This window comes from Microbacterium sp. CnD16-F (assembly GCF_024124465.1).
Classification (GTDB): domain Bacteria; phylum Actinomycetota; class Actinomycetes; order Actinomycetales; family Microbacteriaceae; genus Microbacterium; species Microbacterium gawkjiense.
This window is the reverse complement of the sequence record NZ_JAMXSA010000035.1, coordinates 16,469-30,264: the sequence shown is the minus strand read 5'-3', so window position 1 is coordinate 30,264 and position 13,796 is coordinate 16,469. Positions and strand designations below refer to the sequence as shown.

Genomic DNA, 13,796 nt, shown 5'->3' with positions numbered 1-13,796 from the left:
CCGCGAGCACCGCCGGAGCGGGATCGGGCGCCGGGAGTGGCGCGAGCCGCACGTCCGCCGGGGACTGCTCGACGGGGGCCGACGGGCGCGGGGCGGGTGCCACGTCGACGACCGCGCCCGAGGCGAGGTCGTGCCACCCTCGCCGCCAGCGCGAGGAGTCGAACAGCGGCGAGAAGAACCCGACGACGACGCTCGCCGTGAGGCCCCAGAGGAGGTTGCGACCGAGCGCGCGCCCGAATCCGAGTTCGGCGTCGTCGGAGGCGTGGGCCAACCGTACCCCCGTGAAGCGCATGCCGAGGGAGCCGCGACCGCCCTGCATCGCGGTGTAAACGAGGAACCAGGCCGTGCTGACGACGGCGAGCACGGGCAGCAGCCAGAGGATCGGGACCGCGGTCACCATCGACAGGGCGACCACGATGCCGACGGCGACCCCGTTCACGGCGGCCGCGATCGCGGAGTCGATGACGACGGCGAGGATGCGGTGGCGCATCGTCGCGGGCACGCGGGCGGTCATGGCCGTCGCACCGTTCGCCGGATCCCACCCCGTCGCAGCGACCGCAGACTCAGGCGGGCGCGCAGCCGCTGCCAGAACGTGGCACCGCCCGCCATGCCCGCGACGATCTCGTCGACCTCGCGCCAGAACGCGTCGACGTCCTCCGGCGTGGGGTCGCCGGGGCCGTACACCTCGGCGTCGGCGCGCTGGGCGAGGGTCGCGACGCGGGGACCGTCGAAGGTCTCCCCCACGGCGCGGGCGCTCTCGGCGCGCGTGGACCCCGGCGGCACCGCGACTCGGTAGTCCACGGCGCGGTCGACGAGCTCATCCCACCCGCCCGACACCCGGTCGGCGGTGCGCTCGGCGCGCAGGCGGCGGGTGCGGCGGGCGGCCTTCACTCCGCCGATCACGAGGAACGGCGAGAGGAGGAGCAGGAGGGTGCCGAGACCGATCCCGGTCCACAGGAGCACCGGTCCGAGCCAGTCGAGCCCCGGGGGATCCTCCTCGTCCTGGTCGCGCTCCTCGGCGAGCGCCGGCGGCAACTCCGCCGGCTCCTGCGCGGGCGGCGGCGGCTGCAGGACCTGCGGCTTCGGGTTGGCGCGCGGCTTCGTGTTCTGCTGGCTCGGCTCGTTGTCCTCGTCGGGGGTCGGATCGAAGGTCACCCATCCGGCATCCTCGAACGCGATCTCGACCCAGGCGTGCATGTTGTCGCCGGTGGCGGTGAAGACCCCGCTCCCGTCCTGCTCGCCCTCGTCGGGGTACCAGCCCATGACCACCCGCGCGGGCATCCCGAGCTGCAGGGCCATGAGCGCCATCGTGACCGCGTACTGCTCGTCGTCGCCGACCATCTGCTCGTTCGAGACGAGCATCGTGATCCGTGCGGCGCCGTGACCGGAGGGCGAGTAGACGTCGTCGGCCAGACCGTGGCTGAAGTAGCCCTCGCTCTGCAGGTAGCTCTCGAGCGCGCGCGCCCGCTCGATCGGGGTCTCGGCTTCTTCCGTGGCGTCCGAGGCGAGTTCGCTGAGGGACCGGGGGATGCCGGTCTGCCGCGGCATCTTCAGCGGGGCGAACTGCTGGTCGGCGAGTTGCTCGTCCGTCGGCTCCACAGGCACGGTCGTGTCGATCGTGTACTGGTCGCCGGAGTGGACCCCGGAGGTGACGACGGCGGTTCCGGTGCCGTCGTTGAAGTGCGCGCCGCGGCGCAGGTCGTTCGCCCGATCACCGGCGAAGGTGATCTCGTGGGCGGAACCGACCGACGGCAGCCACACGCCGTCGAGGTTCTCGATGTCGACGCGCACGGTCGATTCGTCGCCCTTCGCCTGCGGCGACATGTTGGACCGGACGGGGGTGAAGGCGCTCGACGAGCCCGCGCCGTCCTCGGCGACGTTGTAGACGATGCCGTCGTAGGCGTCCATCGTCGCAAGCCGAACCCGAGCGTCCTCAGGCAGGCCGCTCACGGTGAACAGGGGTTCGCTCTCGAAGTCGCGGACGTAGCCGCGCCACGACTGCAGGGGGCTCGCGTAGTCGTGGATGTCGAAGGGCGGCACGACGAAGTCGCGCAGGATGTAGCGCTGCGTGGGCGGGGCGGCGGTCGCCGCGACGGCCGCCCCCGCTCCGGTCGCGAGGGCGACGACGACCCCGCCCGAGACGAGGCGGCGCAGGCGTGCGGCACGCGAGGCGTCCGCCCCGGGGGTCGCGGCCTCGACCGCGGTGCGCTCCGGGCTCCACAGGGTGCGCAGCGCCAACCAGATGACGGCGACGATGACGAACAGGGCGCCCTGCACGATCGGGGCGACGGTCTGCGCCGTGCCGAGCAGGATCTCGCCGGCGATGAAGGCGGATGCCGGGATCAGCGCCCACGCGGGCCGACGCAGCCGCAGCGCGAGCGATGCGGTCAGCACCGACGCCACGAGCGTCATGAGGAACGGGACGATCAGGTGGCCGTCGTCGGACGCGACCGGGGGCACCGTGGTCAGCAGGTCCTTCCACGCCGTCACGATGCCGACCGCGAGCTGACGCCACGTCTCGAGGGTCGGGATGACGCCGAGGAACGCCGTGGCGGGCAGGGCCAGCGCGCCGCCGAGCAGGAAGTACACGGCGACGGTCGCACCCGCGAGGGTCAGCACCCCCCAGCGCCACCTCGCGCCGACCCACGCGAGGGCGATGCCGACGACGAGGGCGCCGACGGCGGCGACGAGGTAGGTCGCGCCCTCGAACGTCGCCGCGAAGCCGACGATGCCGACGGCGAGGAGGAGGACGACCGCGCCGACGTCGGCGACGAGGCGACGCCACGTCGACCCGGGGAGCAGGAGGAAGCGCAGCCGGTTCACGACAGGACCTTGCGGATCGCGTTCGGGAGCTGGTCCAGCTCACCCAGGGCCACGACGTCCGCGTCGCCCACGCGGCGCAGGGCCGGGGCATCGAGGCGGCTGTCGGCGATGATCGCGAGCGTGCGCACGCCGAACGGCACGCGCGAGCAGGCGAGCCGGAGCTGCCCCGCGTCGACCGTGGACCCGCAGATGAGGACGGCCACGGCAGCATCCGGGGAATGCGCGGCCAGGATGCCGGCGAGCGCGACGATCCCGCCCTCGCGGGGCTTGCTGGGCTCGATGGCCGCGAGGGAGTCGAGGTAGCGGCGTCCGGTCTCGGCGCGGATCTTGCCCGCCGAGGTGCGGACGTCGAGGGTTCGGGAGTCGCGCAGCGCGCGCAGGCCGATCGAGCCGGCGACCGAGATCGCGGTCTCGAACTCCTCCGGGTCGCGGTACTCGCCGGGGTGGGTGGAGAGGGCGACGACGAAGTGGGAGCGCCGGGTCTGCTCGTACTCGCGGACCATCAGGGTGCCGGTGCGCGCCGTCGACTTCCAGTGAACGTGGCGCAGGTCGTCGCCGGGCTGGTAGTCGCGCAGCGCGTGGAACGACACGTCGTCGCGCGCGAGGTGCTGGTCGGGCAGGCCCTCGAGGTCGCGCATCTGGCCGAGCGACAGGCCGTCGAGCGGCAGCGTGCGGGGGTGGACGAACAGGTCGACGGCCTGCCGGCGATCGTGGGTTCGTTCGAACAGGCCCAACGGGTCGCCGCGGAGCACGCTGACGGGGCCGACCGCGAGCACGCCGCGGGCGGTCGTCGGGATGGCGAAGAGCTCCTCGTGCTCTGCTCCCGCGGCCAGGCGCGGGACCTGGAACAGACCGCGGCCGGCGCCGACGGGCAGGACGACCTCCGAGGGGAGCAGCGACCGCGAGGTGCGGTTCGCGAGGGTCAGCGCGCCGACGGCGCGCTCCCCGACGACGACGCGGGTGCGGGTCAGGTCGAGGTCGACGTCGTAGGCGGTGCGGCCGAAGAGGAAGACAGCGCAGAGCAGCGCGAGGATCGTGGCCACCACCGCGGCGACGAACGCTTCCTGCCATCCGAGGGCGAACGCGGTGATCCACAGGACGATCGCGGCCGCGATGACCACCCAGCCGGTGACCTGGATCACATCCGCGATGACAGTGATGCGTGCCCCGGCGCGGCGCACCCACACCCCGGCATCCTCCCGCACCTTCTCCCACCGCGTCGCCTGACGCGGGGCGAGCTGGGGCGCGTCAGTGGTCTCGTCCGGGGCGTCTGCGGGCACGCCGGAGGGGCCGGGCGCGTCGGGCGCCGCGGCCACCGTCTCCGGCGTCATCGTCATCAGGCCGACGCCCTCGCGAGGGGTGCCTCGACCTGGCCGAGCGCGCGCTCGATGACCGACTCCGAGGTCGTGCCGGCGAACTCGGCCTCGGGGTCGAGGACGAGACGGTGGGTCCAGACCGGTGCGGCGAGCGCCTTCACGTCGTCGGGGATGACGTAGTGACGTCCCTGGGATGCCGCGACGACGCGCGCGATCCGCATCATCGAGATCGCGCCGCGCACCGAGACGCCGAGCTTCGTGGCATCCGACTCGCGGGTCGCCTCGACGAGCTGGGCGGCGTACCGCGCGACGGCCGGGTCGACGTGGACGGATGCCGCCAGGTCGGCCATGTCGGCGACGGCCTTGGTCGTGATGACGGGGCTCAGCTTGCCGGAGGGGTTGCGGTCGACCTCGCCGGCGAGGATCCGCTCGGCGACGGCGAGCGACGGGTAGCCGATCGAGGTCTTGATCATGAAGCGGTCGAGCTGCGCCTCGGGCAGCTTGTAGGTGCCCGCCTGCTCGATCGGGTTCTGCGTCGCGATGACGAGGAACGGGCGGCCGACCTCGTGCGGCACACCGTCGACGGTGACCCGCGACTCCTCCATCACCTCGAGGAGCGCCGACTGGGTCTTCGGCGAGGCGCGGTTGATCTCGTCCGCGAGCACGATCGACGCGAAGACGGGTCCCTTGTGGAACTCGAACTTGTGGTTCTGCTGGTCGTAGATCGTGACACCCGTCACGTCGGAGGGCAGCAGGTCGGGCGTGAACTGGATGCGGGTGGACGTGCCCTGCACGCTGGCGGCGAGCGCCTTCGCGAGGCTGGTCTTGCCGGTACCGGGCGCGTCCTCGAGGAGCACGTGTCCCTCGGCGAGCATCGCCGCGAGGACGAGGCCGACGACCTCGCGCTTACCCATCAGTGCCTGGTCGACGTTGTCGACGAGACGCGTGAACGTGTCGCGGAACCAGGCCGCCTGTTCGGGGGTCATGCTCATTCGTAGTCCTTGCTCTCGAAATTCTTCAACGACTCATCCACGCGGCCACCACTGCTTTTCCGTGTCAACGGCACCACCCCAGCCCTGGATGTCCACCCAGACGTCGTAGCCGTCGGCGCCGAGCCAGCACTCGATCTGCTTCGAGCCGTTGGCGGGGAGGTCGTAGGCGAAGGCATTAGGGCTGACGTTGCCGCTGCCGCCGCTGTACTTGCACGCGACGTTGTATCGGCCCGCCGGGAAGTCCCGGGTGTTGACGACAAACTTGTAGCAACCGTTGTTGCAGCTCTGTGGAGCGCGGTCTCCTCGCGTGACCCATACGCGAGGCTGAGGTGGCGGCGGGGCATCCACGCTGCGCGCACTCGCCTGGGCCGTCGTGGTCTTGCTTCCGTCCGCACTGGTACGGACCTCGATGGTGCGCGTGGTGCTGTAGTCCACGCGGTAGTCCTCGGAGCCGGAAGCGGCGACCTTGCGCCACCCGTTGCCGTCGCCGGTGCGGATCTCCGTCGTGACGGGCCGACCGTTCGCGGCAGGCGAGGACCAGCTCATCCTGATGGTCCTGCCGTCATCGATGGTCGACGCGCTCGCGGTCGGTTTGCCGATCTGGCCGTACGGCCGCACCTGGTTGGATGCCGCCGAGGCAGGCCCCTCGTACGTCGTGCCGTCGGCGGTGGCCACCGCACGGATCCGGATCGTGTAGGCACCGTTGTTGTTGACCGCCCCGTTGCCGATCGTCCCCGACGTCCCCGAGCCGCCGCCGGCGACCCAGTCAGCCCGCCAGCCGTTGCCGTTCACGCTGTACTGGTACTGGATCTCGTTCGCGTTTGCGCCGTTGGACGCGCCGGGCTCCCACTGCACGACGACCTGGTTGTCGCCCTCGCGCGCGACGACGTTCGACGGCGCGCCGGGCGGCGTGAAGGCGCGGCGCGGCGCCGACTGCGGGCTTCGATCGCCCCATCCCGCCTTGTTCTGCGCACGGACGTCGTAGGTGTAGTCGGACTGCGACGTGTCGACGACGACCGCCTGGCTGGTCTGTCCGGCGGGTACGGCGATCGTGTCGACGACGTTGCCGCCGCGGATCACGCGGAGCTCGTACCCGCCGATCGCGTCGCCGTTCTCAGCGGGCCGGTTCCAGGACACGCGCATCTGCGCGCGGTTCCCCACCGGCTCGAGGCGAGCCACTGTGGGAGCGCCCGAGGCCGACGGAGGGGCGGCCGGGATCTCACCGGCGGACCACTGAGAGAAGTCCGATGGCTCCGGAGCACGGTTGTGAGCGCGCACCCGCACCTGGTACTCGGTGCCGTTCTGCAGCCCCTCCCAGCGGTGCGTGGTGCCCGTGAGGCCCGTCTTCTGGGCGACGCCGGACGGCGGCGCGGGCGAGATCTCGAGGGTGTAGCTCTCCACCGGAGAACCCTCGGTGCGCGGCGTCTTCCACGCGACGTCGAGGCTACGGTCGCCGAAGGTCAGTGTCGGCGGGGCCGGCTGGTCGGGCCGCACGTCCGGGCGAGCAGTCTCCGACGGGACCGACGGATCGGACTCACCGACACTGTTCGTCGCGGTCACGACGAAGTTGTACTCGACGTTGTTCGTCAGGCCGTCCAGCGTGCAGGTCGTGGACGGGCACTCGCGGGTGTAACCGCCCGCCGTCGACGTGACGGTGTAGCCCTCGATGCGGCGACCGTTGTCGACCGGCGGCGTCCAGCTGAGGACGACCGTACGGCTCTCCACGGCGGTCACCGTCGGCCTGCCGGGCGCATCGGGACGGCCCTGTACCGTGATGCGGATCCGGCCGTCGACCCGGCGGTCGGCATCCTGCGTCGCGTCCTGCACCGTGTAGCGGACGACGACGTTGCCGACGAATTCACTGCCCGTCGTCACTCGGACCGTGCCACCCGAGACATCGACGCTGGTCACCTCACCCGTCTCGATCTGCGTGTTCACGATCTCGAGCGGTGCGTCAGGGAAGGGATTGACATCGTTCTCGAGGACGTTGAGGGACACGGTCTCGCCCTGGTCGGCCTGCGGGACGACATCGTCGTTCACCGAGGGCAGCTCGCGCGTCGACGCGGTCACCGTCACCTGGATGTTGGCCTCCACAGGCTCGGTCTCGTTGTCGGTCACGCGGACGGTGAGCGAGAAGCGCGTGCCCTTCGCGACGTCGGGCTGGGCGGACACCTGCAACGACTGACCGTCGACCGAGGCGCTCACACCAGCCGGCGGGTCGGAGGCGAGCGCGAACGTGAGGTTGTCCATGTCGCCCGGATCGGGGTCAGTGACGAGCTCCCGCAGACCGAGCGTGGCCGGGTCCTCGCCCGGCGCAACCGAGACGGACGCACCGATCATGGTCGGGGGCTCATTGTCGGGTGGGGTCACCGTGATCGGGATGGTGAGCGTGGCCTTGCGGCCGTCCGCGTCATCGGGTCCATTGCCGTCGGTGACTTCGAAGGTCAACGCGTCCGCTCCGAAGTAGCGGTCGGCCGAGGTGTAGACGAGCGTCGACTCATCTTTGACGAGTCCCGCACCGTTGCTGTGTGCGGCAGTCACCTTCTCGGTCTCCGTGATGACCACGTCGCGCCCCCCGGACGCACGGACGAAGTCCGACAGCGGAAGCTCGATCGTCTCGCCGCTCTTGACGGTGACGCCCTCCGCCGAGATCAGCGTCGGCGGAAGATCGGCGAGTGCCGGGACGTGGATGAAGGCTGCGGCGACCTGGTCGTCCTCGTCCGTCACGAGGTAGGTGATGAGCTGACGCTCGTCACCTACGGAGAGACTCACCCGACCGCCTGAGAGGACACGCGTGTTCTCTCCGCCCTCGCCGAGCGCGACCTCCAGCGCCGAACGGGTGCCGTCGGGGTCGTCGTCGTTCTCGAGCACGTCGACGACGACGGTACCGTCCTCGGCCACGTCCTCCGCCCGCACCCGGTCGTCGCGAGCGATCGGCCGGGCCAACGGCACGTCCGGGTCGACGGTGATCTGCACCGAGGTTTTCGCGCGGAGTCCGCGTTCGTCGGCGATCGTGTACAGCACGCTGGTCTGCATCGGCTCGTCGGGCGCCGTGATGAGGAGCTGTTGTCCTGACACCTCCGCGCTCAGTCCCGGGACGTCCGCGACCTTCACCGCATTCTCCGCGAATCCGAACTTGTCACCGTCAGGGTCGGAGTCGTTCTGGAGCGCGTCGACGGCGACGGTGCGGCCGGGCCGCATCGTGATGGTGTCGCGCACGGCGTACGGCGCCTGATTTGTCGACTCGGCCGGCGCGATGCCGACCTCGATGATCGCCGTCGCCTCCTTACCGAGGTTGTCACGGACGCGGTACTGGAAGCGGTCGACACCGACCGACTCCTCGAATGCGGTGTACGTGAACGAGTCGGCGTCGATGGCCGACGCACGGCCCTTCTTCGGAGAGGATGCGAGACCGACGAGCTCCACCGAGTCGCCATCGGCGTCGATCCCGTCGAGATCGATCGCCACTTGCACACCCGAGCCGCTGAGGGTGCGGACCGTCACGTCGCGGGGGCGCGGCGCGGCGTTCGCGTCGTCGTCACGCGGGAGGATGCGGATGGTGACGTAACCGGCATCCCGCTGGCCCGTCGAATCCTCGACCTCGTAGGTCGCGTTGACCGTCTTGGGCTCGGGACCCGCGCGGAAGCGGAGAGTGTCCTCGGAGACGAAGAGGTCGCCGTCGGCCTCATCGATGAGCGGCGGCACGAGCTCGGGCGAGATGTGGATCTCGTCGCCGTTCGGGTGGAAGTCGTTCTCCATCACGGGGATGGTCACGACATCGCCGACGCGGACGACGACCTCGTCGTCGACGGCGATCGGCGGGCGTAGTTTCTCGGGGGCGGGCACCGGGATCACGATGACCTCGCCCGTGGCGGACTGCGATCCGTTGGAGATGGTGTAGGTCAGCCGCACCTGCTTGTCCAGGGACGCCTGGTCGCTGACGCGGATCGTCTCGTGTCCCAGCACCGCCGCGGCGATTCCGCTGTCCTCGTCGACGGTGACCGACTGGACCACGAGGATGCCGCCGGCCGGGTCCGTGTCGTTGCCCAGCACGTTGACGAGCACATCGCCGCCTGCGGGGAGGAGTGCGACATCACGCACCGCAATCGGCGCGACGTCGGCATCCTCGTCCGGAAGGACGTCGATGCGCACGATGCCGGGAGCGGAGTTCGCGCCCGCAGAGGCGAGGTACGTGGCGTAGTAGGTGCCGGTGTTCGGAGCCTCGAACGTGAACGACTTGTCGGGATAATCACGGGTCACCGTTCCGCCGTCGACGTCGTCCACGCGCGTCAGCCGGAGCTGCTCGCTTCCGGTACTGGTGTCGTTGGTCAGCGGTCGCACCGTGACGGGACGGTCGGGTCGCGTCACGACGTGGTCCGCGTTGGTCACGGGGATCGTTGTTCCGAGGGGTCGGATGTCGATCCTCGCCACCCCCGTGGTGGTGTCACTGCCGTCGGACACGACCACGGGCACGTCCTTGCGCCCTTGCATGCCCCCGATCGCCCGGTAGGTGATCTGCCCGTCGGAGGTGAACTCGGCCTCATCCCCGCCGTCCGGGGTGACATCGAGCAGGAAGATGTCGTCGCCGTCGGGGTCGATCCAGTCGCTGAGGACGTTGAAGGACACGACACCACTCTGCTCGACGGTGATCGCGGTCTTGCGCTTCTGCGTGGGCGCCGAGTTCTCGCTCAGCGGCCGGACCTCGAGGTCGACACGCGCCGTGTCCTTGCCGCCGCGACCGTCCGACACCTCGTACCGGAACGAGGTCGTGCCCGCGGCATCCTCGGGCAGCGCGATCTGAAGAGCCGTGCCGTTGTAGATGGGCGTGATCTCGCCCATCGACGGGTCGCCTGTGACCTTCGCGACGAGCACATCGCCGTCGGCGTCGAGGTCGTTCTCGAGCACGGGGAGCACCGTGGTGCGGCCCGGGCGCACACCGTAGCGGTCGTTCTCGGCGACCGGAGGGGTGTTCTTCTCGGTCCGCTCGGGGAGCGTCGACTGGATCGTCTCCTCGGTCGTCTCCTCCTCTTCCTCACCCTCGCCCTCGGGCGGCGTGAGGTCCTCCCAGTTGTCGACCTGCTGGAGGGCGTCGCTGGCCATCCAGGCGGACCCGCCGAAGATGTCGTTGAGGACCACGACGTCGCGGTTCACGCGGAAGCGGAGCTGGCTCGAGCGGTCGATCCCCTCGACCGTCTTGGTGAGGTCGTCCTCGTCGCCGACGCAGTCGCGGACGAAGGAGCCGGAGCCCGACCAGGCCCCGTACGCGCACCCCGCGACGTAGACCGGCTGCGCGGGAGCGCCGCCGTCACCGGCATCCGTCGTGACCGGATCGCCGCCCGCGAGCGGGACGCGCACCAGCTGGGTGGGAGTCGCGAGCGTGACGGTGTCGGTCACGTTCGAGGGCTGCTGCAGGATCGCCTCGTCGGGAACCTGGGTCACGAGCCCGTCGCTCGTGTAGAGCGTCGAGGACGTGCGGTCGAGGACGACGCTCACGCCGCCGATGGACGTGATCGCCAGCTCGTCGTTCTTCTCGATGCCCTCGAGCTCGCGCTCGGCGGTCTGGACGAACACGCCCTGCGCGTCGGGCGCATAGGCGTACAGCACACCCTTCTCGGCGGAGACGGCGTAGACGAGGCCGGCCGTACTGACCGTGACCGCGGCGCCCCGGCCGAGCTCGGCGATCGGATCGCCGGCTTCCTTGCCGACGGCGGCGAGCGAGGTGAACGGCGCGGCACGCAGCGCTCCACCCTCGTCCATCGTCGCGACGGTCGGGCCGCCCAACACGACCTGGGCGTTCGACGGCAGGTCGGCCTTGTCGGAGAGCACGACACGAGCCGGGTCGATCGCGGTCGCGGTGTTCTCGGTCTGGTCGGTGACCAGGACGCGGTTGCCCGCCTGCTGGATGTCGTACTCCTGCGACAGCGTGCGGAGGCCGCCGTCGAGGAGGCGCGACTCGTTGTTGAAGTGCCCGACCAGCAGGCTCGTCTGCTTCGTCAGCCAGACGCCGCCGTCGTTCAGTTCGACCTCGGTCGTCGGCTCACCCTCATAGGTCAGTGCGAGCACACCGACAGCCACCACGGCGGCGGTCACGGCACCGATCGATGCCATCGTGCGGGGCCGCGAACGGAGCCAGGCGAAGGACTTCATGAGCGTTCTGACTCCCCCCGGGCAGACGAGTTCGCAGGACCGTGCGCGCCCGATGGATGGACCGGACGACACGGCGTGTGGACGCGGTAAAGCCTAAGCGAGGGACCAATTTCGGGCGAGCGCGTGACGTGGGGAGTTCTCCCCACTTATGCTCTTCGGTTCGGTCGACTCAGACCGCGCCGACGTAGCGGGCCAGGTGCTCGCCCGTCAGCGTGCTGCGGTCGGCAACGAGCGCCGCCGGTGTCCCCTCGAACACGATGCGACCGCCGTCGCGACCGGCGCCGGGACCCAGGTCGATGATGTGGTCGGCGTGCGTCATGACGGCCTGGTGGTGCTCGATGACGATGACGGAGTTGCCGGCATCCACCAATCGGTCGAGCAGGGCGAGCAGGTTGTCGACGTCCGCGAGGTGAAGCCCCGTCGTCGGCTCGTCGAGGACGTAGACCGCCCCCTTCTTCGCCATGGCGATCGCGAGCTTCAACCGCTGCCGCTCGCCGCCCGAGAGCGAGTTGAGCGCCTGACCGAGGGTGATGTAGCCGAGACCGACGTCGATCATGCGACCGAGCGTCGTCTTGGCCGGTCCGGTCGTGAACCCGTGCGCCTCCTCGGCGGACATCGCCAGGACCTCGGCGATGTTCCTGCCGTCGAGGGTGTACTCGAGCACCGCTTCGCTGAAGCCGGACCCTTCGCAGACCTCGCACCGCGTCTCGACGCTCTGCGTGTAGCCGAGGTTCGTGATGATGACCCCGAGCCCCTTGCAGGCCGGGCACGCACCCTCGGAGTTCGCGCTGAACAGCGAGGCCTTCACCCCGTTCGCCTTCGCGAACGCCGTGCGGATCGCATCGAGCACGCCCGTGTACGTCGCCGGGCTGGAGCGGCGCGACCCCTTGATCGGCGACTGGTCGACGACGACGACGTCGTCGAACGACGGGACGTTGCCGTGGATGAGGGAGGACTTGCCCGACCCGGCCACGCCGGTCACGACCGTCAAGACACCGAGCGGGATGTCGACGTCCACCCCCGTGAGGTTGTGCTGGGTGGCGCCGCGGATCTGCAGCGCACCGGTCGCCGGGCGGGTCGAGGTCTTCAGCGCTGCCCGGTGATCGAGGTGCCGTCCCGTGAGGGTGTCGGATGCCCGGAGCCCGGCGACGTCCCCCTCGTACATGATCCGCCCGCCGCGCGATCCCGCGTGCGGGCCGAGGTCGACGACGTGGTCGGCGATCGCGATGACCTCGGGCTTGTGCTCGACGACGAGGACGGTGTTGCCCTTGTCGCGCAGCAGGAGGAGCAGGTCGTTCATGCGCTGGATGTCGTGGGGATGGAGTCCCGCGGTGGGCTCATCGAACACGTAGGTGACATCGGTCAGCGCGGAGCCGAGGTGACGGATCATCTTCGTCCGCTGCGCTTCGCCGCCGGACAGGGTCCCCGACGAGCGGTCGAGCGACAGGTACCCGAGCCCGATGTCGACGAACGACGCGATGACCTTGCGCAGCCCCGACAGGAGCGGCCCGACGGTCGTCGCATCGATCGTGTCGAGCCACGCGGCGAGGTCGGTGATCTGCATCGCGGCGGCGTCGGCGATGTTCACGCCGCCGATCCGGCAGGAGCGTGCGCCTTCGTTCAGTCGGCTGCCGCCGCACTCGGGGCAGGGGAGGAACTTGACGGCGCGATCCACGAACGCACGGATGTGGGGTTGCAGCGCCTCCCGATCCTTCTGCAGGAACGACTTCGTGATCTTCGGGACCAGACCCTCGTAAGTCATGTTCATGTTCTGGAGCTTGACCTTGGTCGGCTCCTTGTACAGGAAGTCGGCGCGTTCCTGCTCGGTGTACTGCGCGATGGGCTTGGCCGCGTCGAGGAACCCCGACTCGGTGAAGATCCGCACCATCCAGCCGTCCACGTTGTAGCCGGGGACGGTGATCGCGCCCTCGGCGAGCGACTTCGAGCTGTCGAAGAGCTCGTCGAGGTCGACGTCGCTCACCTCGCCGAGCCCCTCGCACCGGGAGCACATGCCGCCGGTGACGACGTCGGACCCCGGCACGGTCGGGATGTTGAACGAGAACGCCTGCGGCGACCCCACCCGCGGCTCGCCGAGGCGGCTGAAGAGCAATCGGAGCATCGCGTACGCGTCGGTCGCGGTGCCGACGGTCGAGCGCGCGTTGGCCCCCATCCGCTCCTGGTCGACGATGATCGCGGGGCTGATGTTCTCGAGGCCGTCGACCTCGGGACGGGACAGCTGGGCCATGAACTGCTGGACGAACGTCGGGTACGTCTCGTTGATGAGGCGCTGCGACTCGGTCGCGATGGTGCCGAACACGAGCGAGGACTTGCCCGACCCGCTCACCCCCGTGAAGACGGTGAGGCGGCGCTTGGGGATCTCGACGTCGACGCCCTTGAGGTTGTTCTCCCGCGCACCGATGACGCGGATGACGTCGTGCGCGTCGGCGATGGGAGGATCGGATGCCGGCCCGTCGACGTCGGTGATCTCGTGCTCCGCCATGTCCGCCTCTCCGCCAAC

General features: G+C 70.2%; 6 protein-coding genes. All 6 read right to left on the bottom strand.

The window, feature by feature from the left end; translation table 11 throughout:
• Positions 1-514 (bottom strand): RDD family protein (locus tag NH287_RS10285; protein WP_253035531.1); only part of this gene is annotated, 514 nt, incomplete at its 3' end.
• Positions 511-2,823, bottom strand: coding sequence for a transglutaminaseTgpA domain-containing protein (locus tag NH287_RS10280; protein WP_253035530.1), 2,313 nt, complete (start codon positions 2,821-2,823; stop codon positions 511-513). The genes NH287_RS10285 and NH287_RS10280, both read right to left, overlap by 4 nt.
• Positions 2,820-4,160: a DUF58 domain-containing protein gene (locus NH287_RS10275; RefSeq protein WP_253035529.1), complete on the bottom strand. Its 1,341-nt coding sequence runs from the start codon at positions 4,158-4,160 to the stop codon at positions 2,820-2,822. Before NH287_RS10275 ends, NH287_RS10280 begins: the two co-directional genes overlap by 4 nt.
• Positions 4,160-5,131: a MoxR family ATPase gene (locus NH287_RS10270; protein WP_064003569.1), complete on the bottom strand. Its 972-nt coding sequence runs from the start codon at positions 5,129-5,131 to the stop codon at positions 4,160-4,162. The genes NH287_RS10275 and NH287_RS10270 overlap by 1 nt, the downstream gene beginning before the upstream one ends.
• A 33-nt stretch (positions 5,132-5,164) precedes the next feature.
• Positions 5,165-11,278: an Ig-like domain-containing protein gene (locus NH287_RS10265; protein ID WP_374209379.1), complete on the bottom strand. Its 6,114-nt coding sequence runs from the start codon at positions 11,276-11,278 to the stop codon at positions 5,165-5,167.
• Between the two features lie 169 nt (positions 11,279-11,447).
• The gene (locus tag NH287_RS10260; RefSeq protein ID WP_253035532.1) at positions 11,448-13,778 is read right to left on the bottom strand and encodes an excinuclease ABC subunit UvrA; all 2,331 of its coding nucleotides are present in this window, start codon (positions 13,776-13,778) and stop codon (positions 11,448-11,450) included.
• Between the last annotated feature and the right edge of the window lie 18 nt (positions 13,779-13,796).

Excerpts from the sequence above, each read along its gene's own strand:
- NH287_RS10260 (WP_253035532.1), bottom strand. The coding sequence starts at position 13,778 with ATGGCGGAGCACGAGATCACCGACGTCGACGGGCCGGCATCCGATCCT.
- NH287_RS10265 (WP_374209379.1), bottom strand. The coding sequence starts at position 11,278 with ATGAAGTCCTTCGCCTGGCTCCGTTCGCGGCCCCGCACGATGGCATCG.
- NH287_RS10275 (WP_253035529.1), bottom strand. The coding sequence starts at position 4,160 with ATGACGATGACGCCGGAGACGGTGGCCGCGGCGCCCGACGCGCCCGGC.
- NH287_RS10270 (WP_064003569.1), bottom strand. The coding sequence starts at position 5,131 with ATGAGCATGACCCCCGAACAGGCGGCCTGGTTCCGCGACACGTTCACG.